This window comes from Mycobacterium sp. NGS64 (assembly GCF_059812245.1).
In genome coordinates this window covers 46,874-63,691 of the sequence record NZ_JCALCI010000007.1, presented here as the reverse complement: position 1 = coordinate 63,691, position 16,818 = coordinate 46,874, and the positions used below count along the sequence as shown (strand labels likewise).

Below are 16,818 nucleotides of genomic sequence, written 5' to 3'. Positions count from 1 at the left end.
ATCCGCCCGCGGTAACCGCACGCCAACTGCAGGGAACGGCTACATTGCAAGCAGACGAATCGCTGCATTGCCGGGTTTTCAGCGGTGACCTCCCGGGAATCAGGGCAGCATGTTCTGTTGCGGTGAGGGATGTTGAGCCGGGGAGAAGGCCGATGTCAGGATCACAAGAAGCCGGTCGAAGGCGGCAAGGTGGGGTTTCCCGAGGGGCGCTGCGCAGCGCGGCGGCGGCGGCGGAAGAGACAAGTTGGGTGTCCAGAGCCCTCTGCCGGACCATCGACCCCGACACACTCTTCGTCCGGGGTGCCGCGCAGCGCGAGGCCGCGGCGGTTTGCCGCCGCTGCCCGGTCATGCAGGAGTGCTTAGCGGAAGCGTTGGACAGCCGGGTGGAATTCGGTGTCTGGGGCGGCATGACCGAGCGCCAACGACGGGCCCTCCTCCAGCGGCATCCCGAGATGCCGTCCTGGTCAAAGTTTCTGAGCGAACGACGCAATCGCGGCGCGGGCTGACCTGCGCGCCGAGTCCAATCGGGACCCGTCGCAACCTGTCTCGCCGCATCCCTGTCCGAGCTTGCCGTCCGGTCCCTGGCGAAGCTAACCCCGAACACCCGCGTAACCTGGCCGGACGTAACCTAGGGCAATGCGCACGGCCTACCACGAGCAGCTAGCCGCCCTCAATGAGCAGCTCGCCGATATGTGCGCAATGGCCGGCGCTTCGATGCAGGACGCCACCCAGGCCCTACTGCAGGCCGACCTTGCGCTGGCCGAAAAGGTCATCGCCGAGAAGGGCGAGCTCGCCAAGATGAGCGGCGCCGCCGAAGACTCAGCGTTCGTGCTGCTTGCCCTGCAAGCGCCGGTGGCCGGCGACCTCCGAGCCGTGGTCACCGCGATCAGGCTCTGCGCCGACGTCGAACGAATGGGCGGCCTGGCCGCCCACGTCGCAAAGATCGTTCGCCGCCGTCATCCCGAACACGTGCTGCCCGAACAGGCCAACGGCTATTTCGCTGAGATGGGCCGCGTGGCAGTCGGATTGGGCAGTGCCGCCGAAGAGGTGTTGCGCACCGGTGACCCCGAAAAGGCTCGCCTCATCAACGTCGAAGACGACGCGATGGACGACCTGCATCGCGAGCTGTTCACCGAGCTGATGGATCGCGAATGGCAACACGGCGTGGCCGCCGCGGTCGATGCGACCCTGCTGGGCAGGTTCTACGAACGCTTCGCCGACCACGCCGTCGAAATCGCCAGGCGGGTCATCTTCCAGGCCACCGGCAGGTTTCCGGACAGCGCGGACTTCGTCGGGTAGCGGCCGGTGTCGGCAGCCGGCTACCAGACGATGGCGGCCATGTCGCGGTTGTCCGAACACACGCTGCGCACGGCCGCCTCGATGTCGGCGGCGGTGATGATCTGCAGGTCCTCGACGGTCACGGGCCGGCCCGACCGCTTCTGGGCGACGACCCGGGTATCGCGGAACCCCTCGGCGCGCTCGATGACGTTGCGGGCGAACCGGCCGTTCTGCATGGCGTCGATCCCGTGCTGACCGCCGGGAGTGGTGTAGTTGCGGATCGTGGTGGCCGCCGCCAAGAACGCCTCCCGGGCGCCGTCGTCGAGCAGGCTGGCCCGCGGGTTGGCGTAGCGTTGCCCGATCTCCACGATCTCGGCCGGAGAGTACGACTCGAATCGCAGCTTGCGGTTGAACCGGCCCGCCAAACCCGGGTTGACCGTGAGGAATTGGTCTACCTGATCCTCGTAGCCGGCCCCGATGAAGCAGAAGTCGAATCGATGGGTTTCCAATGCGACGAGCAGTTGGTTGACGGCCTCCATGCCGATCATGTCGGGTGTGCCGTCCTGGTGGCGTTCGATCAGCGAGTAGAACTCGTCCATGAAAATGATTCGGCCGAGCGACTTTTCGATCAGCTCGTTGGTCTTGGGCCCGGACTCCCCGATGTAGTGGCCGCAGAAGTCGGACCGGCGGACCTCCCGGATTTCGGGGTGGCGCACGATGCCCATCCCGGCGTAAATCTTGCCCAGCGCCTCGGCGGTGGTCGTCTTGCCGGTTCCCGGTGGACCAACCAGCAGCATGTGGTTGGTCTGTCCCTCCACCGGTAGCCCGTGCTCGAGGCGCATCATGCGCACCTCGAGCTGGTCCTCCAGCGCCGACACCGCCTGCTTGACCGCAGCCAGGCCCACCTGTTTGGCCAACAGCCGCCGGCCCTCGGCCAGGAGCTCGGCGCGCCGCTCGGCCGCGTCGGCGTCGTCCAGTTGCTCGCGGCTTTTCGCCGTCGAGGCGTCCCACTTGTCGGTGCGGCTGGCGATGGCCTGCTCGTCGGTTACGACCAGCTGCAGATTCGGGTCGGCCAGCGCGGCCTTCGCCGCATCGGTCAGCACCCCGTTGATGGTCGCCTTGGACAGCCAGATCTGGGCGCGGTCCTCCTCGTGCAGCTGGCGGTGCACCATGCCGCGCACGTACGCCAAATCCGCTACGAGCAGCGGAATGTCGGCCGGGCCGATCGAGGCGGTCAACACCTCGGCGCCGAACCGGCTCGACGACGTGTTCTGGCCGATCACGTCGACGCGATCCAGCCAGTCCAGCGCCACCCGGCCCTGCCCGAGGTGTGCGGCGGCATGCGCGGCGAGCGCGCAGATCGACGCCGTCACCGCCGACATGATGATCGCCTGCGGCGGCAGCTCTTCCGCTGCCGTCAGCAACACATCCGACCAGCGCTGCGTCGCATACATCAGGAAAGCTCGCGCCAGCTGATGCCACTGGTAGTTGACCCGCGAGTCGAGCAGCTCGCGGTTGGCCAAAAGCTTGTCCGCCTCCGCGTATTCGCCGGCGATCGTCAGCGCCGAGGACAGCGCCAGCCCCACCTGGGACGCGTCGGTGACCGTGATGCCGATGTAGGGGCCCAACTGCATCTCGGCAGCGAGCGTGCGGCCGATCCGGGTGGTCTCCCGGTGCAGCCATTCGCGATGATGGTTGAGCCGCTTCAGCGAGGCCAGATCGTTGTCGCCGCAGGCAATCCGGCCAAGCCAGGCGTCCGCCATCGACGGGTCGGCTTCGGTGGCGGCGATGAACTCCGGCAGCGCCGCGGCGGGCCCCTGCCGGTCCCTGATCGCCATGGCGCGGTCGAAATGCCTACGCGCCGTGAGCAAGTCCCCCATTGTCTGCACCGTCCTGGCTAGGTCGCGAACGACATCGCGACCGACTCGAGGTTGACATAGCGGTTCTCCGCACGGAACAGGTCCATGTCCACCAGCCATGTCTCGCCGGCCGCGGTCACTCGCACCGTCGCACCACTCACCTGCTGGATGGCTACCTCGAACGCATGCCCGTGACCGTCCGGTAGCGCGGTGCCGGCCGGCGCGACGGTGATCACGGTGGCCGGCCGCGGCGCGGGCGAGATCGCGACGTCCCTGGCGTCCGGACGCGCGAGCTCGACGACGCTGACGGTGGTGCGCGGCGCCGGCCGCGGGGTGCTGACGACGCTGACCACCGGCATCCGCACGCTGGCCCAACGCTTCAGGTCGCGGGTATGCACGCACACCCGCTCGCCGGCGCCGGCGGTGCGGATCACGATCCGCTTGGCGATCGCGTCGTCGGCGGCGACGAACACCCGTGACAACTCCCCGGCATCGGTGACGGGAATCATCAGTCGGTCGCCGTTGCTCAACTTGCCCACCAACACCCCCGACGGCCCGATTTCCAGGATCAGGCTCTGCGGCAACGGAGTTCGCCGCAGTCCCCGCAGGAACGGGCGCGGGCCGCACATGTTGGCGGCCGCCGCGGCGGCCTGCTCGCCGTTGAGGCGGCGCAGGACCACGCTCGGCGGGCTCGGCGCCTGCGTCGGTGTGCGCACCGTGACCGTGACGGTGCACTCCCCATCCGGATACACCGTCACGTTTTGGATGACCTCATCGGCGCGTAGCGTCCACGCCTGCGCGAGCACGTGGGAGTTGATCGCATTGGCCGGGTAGGCGTACGTCGTCCTCCACCCTGCCTCACCGCGGATGGCCTTCCACTTTTGCGTCGTGCCGGACACCGCATCCCAGCCCAGCCGACGATCGAGCTCGGTGAGATCCGTCGCGGTGGCGACCTTGGCGCGCAAACCCTGGCAACGCAGCAATCCGGCGATGCGTTGAGCCGCCGAAATGGCCGTAGCGCCAAGGGTTGTGCGCCACCGCAAGGCATCGGTGTTGTCGATCACCGGCAACCGCAGGATCAACCATGTTTCGCGGCGGCCCGCGTAGGGCGGGGTGCCGATCTCCGCGTCATAGACCCGCGGGTAGTCGCCCACGTTGCCGCACCGCGACCCGATCGAGACCACGCTGATCGAGTCGAGCTGCAGGCCCAGCGGGTGCTGCAGCAGCGGCAACAGGTCGACGACATCGATCACGTTCTCGGTCTCGACGCTCACCGAGCCTGTCACCGTAGTGGCCCGGTGTGCCCTGCCGAGCAGCTGCACGGCCACCACCGCCACGCCGTCTTCGACGCGCACTCCGCCTCCGGATCGGTTGCTGGCCACCGTGATTGGCTCACTCCAAGAGATCGGCCGCCGACCCCGCCGCCACAGGACCGCCCATGACCACGTCGGCTGCCCCCGCCACGGCACGAACACCACCGCGACGCCCAGCACCGCGGCCACCGCGGCGCCGACGTAACCGCCGACCGCCCAACCGGCCAGCGCCAGAAGGAACACCACCAGTATCCCGACGACCCGCCGGTTGCTGCCCGGGTTGAAGCCCGTCAAGCGCGACCTCATCGCGCCCTCCGCAGTCGCGCGCTGATCGCCGCGACCAACACACCGGCGATGACGACACCGAGGAAGCCGATCGCGATGTTGCGCGCCCGATGATCCGGGGGCGGCGGGGGTGCGGCCGGCGTGATCACGCGGGTTTGCGCGCCCGGGGGCATCTTGTCGCCGGGAGGGATGTTGAACGTCAACGCGGCGACTGGATCCACCAGGCCGTAGCCCACCTTGTTGTCGACGCCGGCGGGCGGGTTATGGGCCGACTGCACGATCCGGTTGATGACCTGATGTGCGCTCAGCTCAGGGTATTTCGCGCGAACCAGCGCCGCGACGCCGCTGACGTACGCCGCCGAGAAGCTGGTGCCCCAGAACGGCATGTTCTTTTCGCCCGGCCGGGACGGTGGGTAGGCGTTGACCGGTCCGCCGCCCTGGGGCGATAGGCCCATGATGTGCGTCGCGGGCCCCGCCACACCGACCCACGGACCCGACATGCTCTTGTCGATCGGCGCTCCGCCGGCGTCGACGCCGCCCACCGAGAGGACGTAGTCGGAGAACCACGACGGCGACGAGATCACCTTTACCTGGTGCCAGTCCCGCGGATCCGCCGGGTCCAGCGGGTCGTACATCGGGTTGTTGTCGCAGCCGCCTTCCCCGTCGTTGCCGGCCGCGGCGACGATCACTGCGTCCTTGACGGTCGCCGCGTACCAGAGTGCGGCGCCAAGCGCCCGCTGGTCGGTCGAGGACGCCGCGGGCAGACACGAGGTCACCGAGATGTTGATCACCTTGGCGCCCATGTTCGCCGCGTGGACGACGGCACGGGCCAGAGTATTCAGGGTGCCGGCTTTGACCTTCTCATCCGAATTCGGGTCCGCCGGAGCGGGATTCACCGGCTCGAAGGCTCGTGACGACTGGCGTATCGAGATGATGGTCGCGTGCGGGGCCACCCCGACCACCCCGTCGGGTGCTCCCGGCGGGGGCGGCGGAACCGCGGGTTCGTCCTCGGTTTGCGGGTCGGGCGGTCCATTGGAGGGAGCCATCGCGCCGGCCTCGGGGGGTGGAGGCGGTGGGGGCGGCGGCGGTGGCGGTGGCGGAACGAGGGTGATCGTCACCGGCGGCGGGGGTGGTGGCGGCGGGGCGGGCGGCGGGACCTCCACCGGAGGCAGCGGCGCCCCGACGGCCGGCGGCGGCGCGGCCGGCGGCGGGAACGCCGGCGTGGGCGGGATAGGCCGCGGCATCGGCACCAGACCCTGCGGTGCGGCCCCGATGATCGCGCCGACGACGGTGCCGTGCGCGTCGCAGTCCGACAGGCCGTCCTCACCCATGATGTAGTCCCCGCCGGGCACAACCGGCAGGCGCGGGTTCGGCGTTATCCCCGTGTCAATGACCGCGACGGGAACCCCGTTCCCCGTACTGTATTGCCACGCGTGGCTGATGTTGAGCAGGTCGAAACCGGGCGCCAGCTGCGAGACGTCGGGCGTCTTCACCGTGATCGGCACCGAGCAGCTGTTGCCGCGCCGCATCGGTTGGTCCGGTCGCGGCGGCCCGTCCGGCGGAACCGCGGCCGGATCCACCTTGGGTGGTGAAATAGCCTGGGCCGCAGGAATATTGCCCGTAAGGGCGACCAGGGTCAGGGCTGCGAAAATCGCGGCGGCCCGGGTGCACACCGGTTTCAGTGCCGAAGCCAAGTGAACAGCCCTCCCAGCGCCGCGGCCGCCGGCAGCAACACGATCATGGCCAGTACCTCGAGCCACTCCACGGTCAACCGGATCAACGGCCTGAACCGTGTCGCGGGCACCAAAAGCGCTGCGGCCAAACCCAATGCGGCGAATGCCACCACCAGCGCGGCCGGCCACACCAGGGCGGCTTCGAGGCTCCTGGGTCCGGCAAGTGCGTACTTGACGACACCGGCGCACACCGCCGCGCATGCGCCACACACCAGCGCGACGGCCTGGTACTTGGCGGCGAATCCGCGGCCCTGGGTGATGAAGATGCCCACCACGAGACCGGCGACCAGGAGGGCCAACCACGCCCAGCGGCGACCCGGCGTCAGCACCCCCCACACCGCGACGGGCAGCACGACCGACACCCCGACGCACAGGCCGACCTGAATCGCGTTGACCAACCGCGCCGAGGCGGCGATCGCGGCGCCGCGGGCGGTGATGTCGGTGAGTTCGTCGTCCTCGTCCTCGGTTTCCTTCCCGCTGACCGGCGACACCGTGTCCACGGGCATGCCCTCGCGGCGAGCGAATAGGTCTCGGCCCGTGATGGATCCGAAGTGCGGCGGCCGCACCCTTGCCACCCACAGCGCGATCGTCGGTGCCATCCGTACCAGCACCAGCAGCCCGAACAGCACGCAGATCGCCAGCACCTGCGCCGACACCGGCCGAAACATCCGGGCGGCGGCCACGGTGGCCGCGATCCCGCACACCGTCACCACCGCGGTCGCCGCCGCAGTCTGCCAGCGCTTGCGCGTCGCGGCGCTGATCGCGATGGCGCCCAGGATCACCACTACGAGCCCGATCAGCGCGTGCGGCGCACCGAGCCTGCCGGGCGGGGCGCACGCGCCCGCCACGGCGACCAAAAGCGCCGTGAGCCAAGCGAATCCGCTGAACATATCACGCCGCTGCGGCCATCCCCGAAATACGACGATCGATGCGACCGCGAGGAGCGCCCCGACCACGCCGGCGACGGCCGCGGGGACCAGGCCGTCGGTGAAGGTGCGCTCCCGCAAGGTCAATCCGACTACGACGCCGGCCGCCATGGCAGCGATCGCGATCGCCGTATGGGCGGCCGTCAACGCGGTCACGGGTGCGAACATCCGGTCCCCGCCGTCCCGGCCCAGCCACTTGCCCATGGCCGCGAGCGCCGTCGACAACGACTCGTACTGCGGCTCAAAGGATTCCCCGTCGACCCGGGGCACCAGCACCAGCGTGTCGCCGTCCTGGACGCCGAGCTCGTCGAGGCTCTTGTTGATGTCCAGGCGCACGCCGTTGACCTTGTGTAGCTCGTAGCTGCCCGGCGGCAACGCGACCCCGTCGAAGCCCTTGCGTTTCAGGTCGTCGCTGAGCAGTTCGACCATGCCCTCGAAGAAGCCCTCCACCGGCGTCCCCGCGGGGAAGACCTGAGAGCACAGGTGCCTGTCGTAGGAGATGTTGACCGCACACCGCGCCGGGAAGGCGACCTTGTGGGGCGAGGTCACTGCTGGGCCCTCTCGGCGCCGGCATCGGGCACATACTTGTCGGCCAGGGCCGCGGTGATCTCGAAGAGCCGCAACCGCGACTTCTTCTTCAACTCGTGGACCGTGTCGATGATGCCCCCCTTTGCCAGATGGGGATCGAACGGCATCACTTCCACGGTCGCGCCGACCTTGGTGAACCGCTCAGTCAAGTAGGCCAAGGCGTCCTTGTCGACGGCGCTGTCGGTGTGGTTGATGATCACGGTGCTGTGCGAGACCAGCTCGTGATAGCCCTGCGCGCTGAGGAAGTCGATGGCGCGCAACACCGGCCGGGAGCGGTCCGCGGTGATTCCGGATACGAACACCAGGGTGTCGGTGTTGTCCAGAACGGTCTTCATGACCGGGTGTTCCAGGTCCGGGGCGGTGTCGACCACCATTACGTTGTGGGTGCGCCGCAACCGAGCCAGCACCCCGGCGAACATCGCCGGCACCAGCGGCCGCGGCTGGTCGGACGTCCGGTTGCCGGCCAGCACGTCGAGCCCGACCACGTTTTGCCCGAGGTGTTCGCGGATGTCCGCGTAGCCCTGGACGTCGGTGTCGTTGATGATGGCGGTGTAGTCGCCGGGCGGCGACTCGTCGATGCGGTCCGCCAGCGTTCCGAAACCGGGAACCGCATCGATCGCGATCACGTTCGTCGGACGGCACTCGCGGAAGACGCCACCGATGCACGCGGCCAAGGTCGACACGCCGACACCGCCCTTGCCCGAGACGAGCGTGATGACGAACTGCCGCCGGATATGCCGCCGGATGCGTTCCTTTAATTCGCGATAATGCCGCTCCCTCGGTGATTCCCCGAGGTTTATATTGCGGAAAGAAATGTTGTAAATGAATTTTCGCCAACCGGAGCCTGGCGGTATTTTTCGGGGTGCGGCTAAATCGGTAATACGCATTGTGTCCGATACCGAATCCCGGTGGCGCGCCGCTGGCGGTTCCCCCCGCCCAAGCCTCTCTTCGTCGTACATATTGGGGTCATTCCAAGAGGTCGTCACGACCGCCAACTCTAACACGATTCGGGATAGCCCGTTTCCGCGATCAAGCCCGCGAAGTGCATTACAAGCGCGCCGGGTTTGCCATTCCGATGATTGGTTGTAACGCGTCTTTTGCGGCGTTGTCAGACCACACGCCGGTAGGAGTACCACTCCTCGCCGGCGGGCAGGCTTTGGATGAGCCGCTGCACGGCAGCACCGATGTCGCTCCGCGACCCGGGTGACAGAACCTGGTAGCGGCGGCCGCCCGACAGCACGCCTTCCACGCACACCCGGCCGGCCATGGTGTCCATGATCGCGACCGATGAGTCCGCGATCGCAAAGCGGGCCGTTTGTTCCGGTCCGACGCCGGCCTGCACCGCGACGATCGCCGCGTGCGCCGAACGTTCGGGGTCGGCGGCCATGGTGAGGATGTGCAGCTGGTCGACATCCAAATGCTGCTTGAGCAGAAACGATTTCAGGCTGGCGGCGTCGTGCACCGACTCCAGCAGCTCCGCGGTATCCAGGGTCACCGGCCGCAGCGGCGCCGCTTCGGCGACCCCGCAAAGCCGTTCGACCTGGCCCACCACCAGCTCGGTGGCCGTGGCCGCCTCGCTGGCGGTTCCGGCCGGATACAGCCGCACCAGCTCACCATGGCGTTCCAGCACCACCCACCAACTGGCGAACCGGCAGATGGCCGCGCGCGTCGGCTCGCGACCCGGCACGTTGATCAACAACAGCAAACCGAGGTCGCGGCGCAACAGCACGGTCATCCATTCCCGGATCATCGGGTCGGCGTTGCCAGCCTCGTCGAGGGCTCCGCACGCTTTGAGCTCGGCGACGACCGGGTGGCGCAGCGCCATCTCCGGGGTCTCCAGCCGAGGCAGTAGCGGCCGGAGGCCCAGCTCGGGACACAGCTGCTCGACGCCGGTCACCGCCTGCAACACCCACAGGCCATCGAGTGTTGTTGTCAGCAAGCCACATTCACCTCACCCGGTCGCCGAAGGCAGGGCACATGGACTGTCGGTGCCCCGCCTCGGTCGCCGCTCAGCGGCACGAACGGTCCCGCTGGGCAAGGGATTTCAGAACAGACCGTGGATCTGCTGGTCGGTGCTGAGCGCCGCGTCGAGCACGTGGTTGGTCGTCTGACCGTGCTGGCGCACCGTGTCGATCAGCCCCTGCAGCCCGGACAGCATTTGGTACTGGGCGTCGAAAAAGCCCGTCGCGCCGTGGCCGGCGAAAAATTCCTGCAGCGCATTGGTCTTGTTCGCAACGTCTTCGTGGATTGCGTGGAGTTGGCCGGCGCGAGAACCAACGTCCGTCGCGAAGTCTGCGACGGCGCCGGGGTTATACGTAATCATGTCGTCCATGATGAGGTTCCTTTCGAAATCTGAATAAGCCGGGAATTACTACGCGTTGTGGGCAGCGCCGCCGAACAAGGATTGGAACGCCGCCTGGGAGTCCGCCTCGTGGCCTTCCATCAATGCCGCGGCCTGAGTAAGGCCTTCGGCCAGTCGGGTGCCACCCATTAGCACCTTGTTCAGGTCGTTCGAGACCTCGGCCGCGGTCATGTGGGAGGCGACGACACCCGCGCCCGACCAGGTTGCCGGGTTCATGACGTTTTCTTGATTAGCCAGGTAGCCCTGGGCGATAGCGATCGCCTGCTCCATATTCGCTTGGATGTCGTGGCTGGTGCTGCGCAGCAATTGCGGTGTCACCTTGATTGTCACTGCGATACTCCTTATCCGGTTTGGCGTGTCCCCTTTTGAATCCCCTTATTGACCCCGGGGGCATGGGTCGAAGTGTATGGGCGCTATTCAGATGTGTCGATTCACCCGCTGAGCAGGCCGTTTTCAGACCGCTTGGTCGACGACGCGCACAGTGGACGGCTGCTCGGACTTCTTCTGCGACCCGCCGTGGCCGCCCGCCGCGTGGCCCACCGGCATGCCACCGACACCCGTGCCACCGGTCGTCGTTGTCGTCGTCGGGGGCCGCAGCGATTCGGCGCCCAACGCCCCGCTTGGGCGCAGCCCCACCGGTCGACCGCCGCTGCCGGGTTCAAACGCGCTGACCGGCCGGGTGAAGGTCGTCGCGGGCACGCCCGAGCCGCCGAGTGATGCCCCTCCGCCACCGGCGCCCGCGGCGGCGCTTGGCGCGGCGGACACCGCGCTGACCGCGGACGCGGGTGTCGCAGCACCCGCGCCCAGTGCGCCCGGGTTGGCGAACATGCCCATCATCGACTGCAGCGGCTGCATCGCACTCATCGGCGCCTGCATCAGCTGCGACGGCGCCTGCAGCGCCTGCGGGACTGCGCCCATCATCGACTGCAGCGGTTGCATGAAGGTGCCGACCTGGCTGCCCATGTCCTGGCCACTCGATGCCGCCTGACCGGCGCCGGTGGTGCCGGACTGGGCGCCCTGCAAGGCGGAACGCATTCCATCGCCGGCGGCGGTGTCGGCGGCCGCCTGACCGATCGCCGAGGCCGCCTCGGCCGGGGCGGCCGGCGAGGCGCCCATGGTCGCCAACGGCGGTGGGATGGCCAGGCTTTCGGCCAACCCCGCGAGGATGGCGCCATAGCTGGCGCCGGTGGCGGAGTTGTTCGGCCACATCACCCCGTAGTACTCGAACTCCAGGGAGCCGATGCGCGGCGTCAGCGCCCCGAACACGAGCGGGTTGATGTGGTAGTCGGTAGCACATTCGACACGGTTCGCGGTGCACTCGGGCTCCGGGCGCATCGCGGCGTTGGCGGTCTCGTAAGCCGAGACGGCCGCCGAGACGATTCCCGGCTTCACATCGACCCAGCCGGCCAATCCGTGCAGCGACGCGTTCAGCGCCGTGACGCTCGCGGCCGAGCCCACCGACCCGGCTCCCACCCAGCTTGCTGACGTCACGGCGGTGTTGATCGCCGACGCAACACCAGAGGCATGGTGACTGGCGCCCACTGCGGTCCAAGCCGACCCGTTGGCCAACATCGTGGCCACCCCGGTCCCCAGCTTGAGCAGGAGATCATTCACTTCAGGTGGACGCGCCGCCCACCCCGGATCAGGCATATGCGCCGCTTACAGCCCGAGCGTCAAGGCGCGCGCCGCCTCGGTGGCGGTGTAGACGCATGCCGAGATGCTCTGCGTTCCGGCGAACAATCCGCGCTGCAGCGAGTGCTCCTGGACCACGCCCAAGTAGGCGCCCCCGCACGCGTTCAGCGCCGTGGCGAACAGAGCCGAGTCGGGGTCATTGCCCATCGGCAAGGTGCCCAGCAGCGCGGGCGCGGCAGCCGCCGCCGCTGATTCGACTTCTGCGCTGATCGCCGATTCCGCCCCGGCTGATGCCAAGACAGCCTCGGGCTGCACGGTCCACGACATAATTTCCCTCCGAGCGTTCCCGCCGTCGCATGATCTGCGAATGATCGGCAGTCTAGTAGCTGCCGGACAATCGCGTATTCACAACGTTTATCTTCCTATCGCGCCCGAAACAAATTGCGCCTCACCAGCATGTTCGTGCAATTGAACTCGCGTCGAATTGCCGCCACTTGCGGCCCAATCGGCGCGATTACCACTCCTGTACCGCCAGTCACTCGGGTGCAGTCATGGTGCGGCGCAACTGAAATCGCCGTTTTCGCCGTTTTCGCCGGCAGCCGGCATTTGCAATTAATGCATTGCCGCCAGCAAACGCTATTGCCTGGAGGCAATTGACGGCAACCCGACCAAAATCCCCTCGACGTCGGCTTCGTCGCTGACCAATAATCCGCGCCCCGGCGGCAACATCTGGGCACGGACAAGCCGATTGATCTTGTTCTGCGGATCGTTGTCCATATACAGCTGCGCGACCTTCGCCGACGTCTGATACCTCGACCACGGGTCCATCTGCAGCGTCGCCCAGTTGGTGCTGTTGCGCGTTGTGAACACGTGCAGGCCGATCTGCCGGGCACGTTCCATCAGCATCCACAGCGCCGCGCCCACCGGCGGCGTCGCGGGGTAGCTCTGCGTCTGTGCCGGCCGAAGGTCTTGGACGTCGTCGATGAGCACGAAATGCCGGGTCCCCTCCCACGGCTTGAGCGCACGCAGCTCCTCCTGGCTCAGGCCCTTGGGAGGGAGCCGCGGGAGCAGCACCTCTTGCGCCAATTCGGTTAGGACTCGGTCGATCTCGTCCTGGTCATAGGCGTAGGCGCGCACGTAACCGGGGGCGTGCAGATCCCGCAAACCGTGCGGGGCGGCTTTGGGATCGATCAGCGTCAGTTGGGCCTCTTCGGGGCTGAACCGGCTCATCACCGCCTCGCCGATGGCGACCAGCGAGGTGCTCTTGCCGCAGCCTTGCCTGCCCAGAATCATCAAGCCCGGGCTCTCCGACAACCGGAGGGGAACGGGACCCAACTGGTGGCGCTCGCCGATTGCGAACGCGATCGACAGATCCTCGGCGCCGGCATGAGCCGCCAGAATCGCGCTCAGCTCCACGCGTTCTGGCAGCCGCTGCAGGACCGCGTGCTTCGTGACTCCGGCGACCTCGGCGATGCGCGCGCCGACGTCCGGAGTGTCCACCACCGTGCGGGTTGCCGGATCGACCGCCATGGGAAGACCGACCAACAATTCGTGCAACGAGTCCGTCAGGCCAAAGCCGGGGCGGTTCAACGTCCGACGGGCCGCTTCGCGCGACTCGATCGCCGAGTGGCCCATTTGACTTTCTCCCGGCTCGGCCAGCCGCAACTGGATTCGCGCAGTGGCGTTTTGCAGCAGCTTCTGCCGCTGTCCGTGAATCCAGCCTCCCGCGCTGCACATCACATGCACCCCGTATTCGGGACCGCGGCTGCTCAACGAGATGATCCGATCGCCCAAGACCATGTCTTTGGTGTAGAGGTCGTCGTAGTCGTCGACCACCACGAAGACATCGCCGAACGGGTCATTCGGGTCGGTCCCGCCCAGCCCGTCGCTGCCCGGACCGAACCGTCGCTCGCGGAACCCGTCGAGGTCGATGTTGGCGCGCCGGAATGCGTCCTCGCGGGCGTCGATGAGCGCGTCCATGCTGCTCAGGATGCGCTCGATGCCCTCAGTGTCCCTGGGCGACACGATGTCGGCGATATGCGGCAGCGACCCGATCTGGGCCATGGTCGCCCCGCCGACGCAGAAGAATGTCACCCGCGACGGCGTGTACATCATTGCCGCCGAGCACATCAGCGTCATCATCGTGGTCGTCTTGCCGCGCTGCTTGGCCCCTACCACGATGATGTTGCTGCGCAACGCATCAACGGAGTACACCACCTGCTTGGACTCTTCGGGGATGTCCATGATGCCTACCGGGAAGACCAGCCCGGGGTTGTGACCGTAGTCGACATGCCAAGGCTTGCCGCGCCAGCCGGACACCAGGGCGTCGACGGGTTCGGGGTGCTCCAGTGGCTCCAGCCACGGCCGGCGCGGCGCCCGGTGCGGCACCGTCTGCAGCGACTCCCGCAGCACGTCCACGATCTTCTTCTTCTTGAAACCGTCCTCGTGCAAAAGGAATTCGTCGGGTTCCTCGTCGGCGGCCGAAGCGGCCTCCAGCGCCGCGGCGTCTGCCTCATCCAACGGCTGATACTGCCAGTTGTAGAGCCGGGGCTGCGTCAGAGTCATGTCGACGGTCCGGACCACCTGGCTCTTCTTCGGCACGATGAACGGCGCGGACAGGTAGAAGCAGCGGAACGGCTCCAGGTCGCGGGGACCGACCTTGAGCAGCGCGAAGCCGTTTTCCTTCGAGGGCAGGTGGTAGGCGGCGTCGGTGCCGATCACCTCGCGACTGTCATCGCCGGATTCCGCGCGCAGCGCGATGCGAAATGCGATGTTGGACTTGACCTTTTGCAGTGACGACAGGTCCAGCCGCTGGCCGCCCAGCATGAAGAAGACGTTGGCTCCCCGGCCTTCCTGACCGATGTGGATGATCAGGTTGATCCATTTATCGTGGTTGGCGAACAGCTCGAGGTATTCGTCGACGATGACCAGCAACACCGGCACCGGCGGCAGGTCGCGTCCAGCCAACCGGATTTCCTCGTAATCGTTGGCGTCTCGCGCGCCCACCGAGGTGAAGAGCTCGTACCGCTGCTTGATTTCACCGTCGATGACCCGGCGCATCCGCTCGGCCAGGTGCCGTTCGTCCTTGCCGAGGTTCGACAGCGCGGCGACCACATGGGGGATGCCCAGGATGTCCTGAGCCGCCGATTCGAACTTCATGTCGACGAAGATGACATTGAACGTCTCGGGTGAGTGCGTGAGCGCGATGCCGTACACCAATGACAGGAAGAATTCCGATTTGCCCGAGCCGCTGGTGCCGATGACCACCGAGTGAAAACCGAAGCCGCCGAAGTCCTTTGCGCGGATGATCACGTTCTGCAGCTCGCCATTTGGCTTGGCGCCAACCGGGATCTCGCACCACCGCTCGTCGCCGCGGCCACGCCGCTCGGCCCACAGCCGGTCGACATCCAACTCGCGCGGGTCGCTGATTCCCAGCGCTCGCAGTAGCTCGGCAGCGCCGCTGGTCGAATCGGCGATCTCGGCGCTGCTGGTCGGTGACCACCGGGCCATCGAACGCGCATACCGGTAAGCCCGCGGGATCGACAGCTGGTCCGCGTGAGCGAAGAACTTGCCGCCGGTGCGCAGGAGCGGCGCCGGGCGGCCGTCGTCGTCGTCCTCGCCGCCGTCGCCGTTGCGGCGGGCCTTGGCAGCGGTGCCGACGGCCGCAGTGTGCCGCTCACCCATCTCGTAGAGCTGATCGCGGTCGAACCCAACCCCGATGCCGGGCCGAGAAGCAATGCGCAGCACCGTGATTCCGGCCTTGCCGACTTGGCCGACGACGCTCTCCCATGCCTCCGGGCTGCCGGTGTTGTCGTCCACGATCACCCAATGCGGCCCGAGGTCGGCCCCGGCATCGGGTTGACCCGTCTCCAAGGTGGAGCCGAGGGTGGTTGGACTGGCCGCCGCCAGCGGCGTCCATTGGCCGCGCCTGCCCTTCATGTGCAGCTCGGCGCCCAGTGCCGCCTCCAGCTCCTCGGGTGTCGCGAAGATCAGGCGGCGCCACCCGCAGGCGTCGAACAACTCGTCGTGCAGGTTGTGCGGTAACCACACCATCCACGACCACAACTCGGGGTTGCGCGTGACCACCATCAGCTTGACGTCGCGCGGGTTGTGGAAAACCGCCAGCGAGCACAGCACCGAGCGCATCAGCGACCGGACGCGGTTCAAATCCTCACCGACGAAGCTGAAGCCCGGGGCCGATCGCAGGTTCACCACCTTGGCGATGTCGCGGATCTTGCGTTGTTCCAAGATGAAATCGCGAAGAGCCTGCCCGGTGACCGGCTCGAGTTCCTCGTCGGAGGCAATGTCGGGCCACGTCACCGACAACACCGAATCTGGGGCGTGCTGCACACCGGTGCCCAGTCGCACCTCCAGGAAGTCGACGTCGCCGCGACCGCGCTCCCACATCCGCGGACCGCCGATGATGGCTCCCAACCCGCGGGGGTCCGAATGCACCGATTGCTGCCAGTGGCGCTGCGCGCATACCGCGGTTTGGATCTCATCGCGGTTGCTGTCGAGGTCGCGCAGGTAGCGGCGGCGGCCCTTTTCCAGTTCCCCCCAGGTGATTTTGCGCGCACGTCCGAACCGGCCCGAAAACGCCAGCATGCTGAACGCGCCGATGCCCATCAACGGAAAGAACCCGGTCGACAAGCTACGCACCCCCGAGACGTAGAGCATGACGATCGTGCCGATCAGCGCGACGATCAGCGCCGGCACGCCGATCATCACCCAGATGTTGCGCGGTTCGCGTTCCGGCAGAGCTATCGGCGCATTCGGCGCCACCCGAACGGGTTTCGGCGGCTGGATCTTGACGCGGTTGATGGGAAACGCTCTCTTCGACAC

The 16,818-nt window shown here is 67.3% G+C and carries 13 protein-coding genes; 2 read left to right on the top strand and 11 right to left on the bottom strand.

All coding sequences use genetic code 11. From position 1 onward, the window contains the following. Window positions 1–152: 152 nt before the first annotated feature. Both AC5Y4S_RS24720 and phoU read left to right on the top strand, forming a co-directional pair. Entirely contained in the window at window positions 153–506 is a 354-nt protein-coding gene (locus tag AC5Y4S_RS24720; protein WP_500035228.1) for a WhiB family transcriptional regulator, read from the top strand. Between the two features lie 130 nt (window positions 507–636). Next, window positions 637–1,299: a phosphate signaling complex protein PhoU gene (gene phoU / locus AC5Y4S_RS24715; RefSeq protein WP_500035227.1), complete on the top strand. Its 663-nt coding sequence runs from the start codon at window positions 637–639 to the stop codon at window positions 1,297–1,299. 20 nt (window positions 1,300–1,319) lie between these two features. Here the strand turns inward: phoU and eccA are convergent, their stop codons facing one another. From eccA to eccCa, 11 genes are all read right to left on the bottom strand, one after another. Beyond that, on the bottom strand, window positions 1,320–3,158 hold the full coding sequence (gene eccA / locus AC5Y4S_RS24710) for a type VII secretion AAA-ATPase EccA (RefSeq protein ID WP_500035226.1): 1,839 nt from the start codon (window positions 3,156–3,158) through the stop codon (window positions 1,320–1,322). Between the two features lie 17 nt (window positions 3,159–3,175). Beyond that, window positions 3,176–4,756, bottom strand: a complete 1,581-nt coding sequence (eccE, locus tag AC5Y4S_RS24705) for a type VII secretion protein EccE (protein WP_500035225.1) — start codon at window positions 4,754–4,756, stop codon at window positions 3,176–3,178. Continuing rightward, entirely contained in the window at window positions 4,753–6,429 is a 1,677-nt protein-coding gene (gene mycP, locus AC5Y4S_RS24700; RefSeq protein ID WP_500035224.1) for a type VII secretion-associated serine protease mycosin, read from the bottom strand. Before mycP ends, eccE begins: the two co-directional genes overlap by 4 nt. Then, on the bottom strand, window positions 6,414–7,943 hold the full coding sequence (eccD, locus tag AC5Y4S_RS24695; protein ID WP_500035223.1) for a type VII secretion integral membrane protein EccD: 1,530 nt from the start codon (window positions 7,941–7,943) through the stop codon (window positions 6,414–6,416). The genes mycP and eccD overlap by 16 nt, the downstream gene beginning before the upstream one ends. Continuing rightward, a complete protein-coding gene (locus tag AC5Y4S_RS24690; RefSeq protein WP_142282201.1) occupies window positions 7,940–8,968 on the bottom strand; it encodes a MinD/ParA family ATP-binding protein in 1,029 nt (342 codons plus the stop codon). The genes eccD and AC5Y4S_RS24690 overlap by 4 nt, the downstream gene beginning before the upstream one ends. Before the next feature lie 122 nt (window positions 8,969–9,090). Then, window positions 9,091–9,921: an ESX secretion-associated protein EspG gene (locus AC5Y4S_RS24685; RefSeq protein WP_500035222.1), complete on the bottom strand. Its 831-nt coding sequence runs from the start codon at window positions 9,919–9,921 to the stop codon at window positions 9,091–9,093. 105 nt (window positions 9,922–10,026) lie between these two features. Continuing rightward, entirely contained in the window at window positions 10,027–10,314 is a 288-nt protein-coding gene (locus AC5Y4S_RS24680; protein ID WP_066941074.1) for a WXG100 family type VII secretion target, read from the bottom strand. A gap of 39 nt (window positions 10,315–10,353) precedes the next feature. Next, a complete protein-coding gene (locus tag AC5Y4S_RS24675) occupies window positions 10,354–10,680 on the bottom strand; it encodes a WXG100 family type VII secretion target (protein WP_142282202.1) in 327 nt (108 codons plus the stop codon). 117 nt (window positions 10,681–10,797) lie between these two features. Then, window positions 10,798–11,994: a PPE domain-containing protein gene (locus AC5Y4S_RS24670; RefSeq protein WP_500035221.1), complete on the bottom strand. Its 1,197-nt coding sequence runs from the start codon at window positions 11,992–11,994 to the stop codon at window positions 10,798–10,800. 9 nt (window positions 11,995–12,003) lie between these two features. Further along, window positions 12,004–12,303, bottom strand: a complete 300-nt coding sequence (locus AC5Y4S_RS24665; protein ID WP_068109327.1) for a PE domain-containing protein — start codon at window positions 12,301–12,303, stop codon at window positions 12,004–12,006. 309 nt (window positions 12,304–12,612) lie between these two features. After that, a complete protein-coding gene (gene eccCa, locus AC5Y4S_RS24660) occupies window positions 12,613–16,818 on the bottom strand; it encodes a type VII secretion protein EccCa (RefSeq protein WP_500035220.1) in 4,206 nt (1,401 codons plus the stop codon).

Coding starts and splice junctions, on each gene's coding strand:
- eccA (WP_500035226.1), bottom strand. CDS start 3,158: ATGGGGGACTTGCTCACGGCGCGTAGGCATTTCGACCGCGCCATGGCG.
- AC5Y4S_RS24720 (WP_500035228.1), top strand. CDS start 153: ATGTCAGGATCACAAGAAGCCGGTCGAAGGCGGCAAGGTGGGGTTTCC.
- AC5Y4S_RS24670 (WP_500035221.1), bottom strand. CDS start 11,994: ATGCCTGATCCGGGGTGGGCGGCGCGTCCACCTGAAGTGAATGATCTC.
- phoU (WP_500035227.1), top strand. CDS start 637: ATGCGCACGGCCTACCACGAGCAGCTAGCCGCCCTCAATGAGCAGCTC.
- eccE (WP_500035225.1), bottom strand. CDS start 4,756: ATGAGGTCGCGCTTGACGGGCTTCAACCCGGGCAGCAACCGGCGGGTC.
- AC5Y4S_RS24680 (WP_066941074.1), bottom strand. CDS start 10,314: ATGGACGACATGATTACGTATAACCCCGGCGCCGTCGCAGACTTCGCG.
- AC5Y4S_RS24665 (WP_068109327.1), bottom strand. CDS start 12,303: ATGTCGTGGACCGTGCAGCCCGAGGCTGTCTTGGCATCAGCCGGGGCG.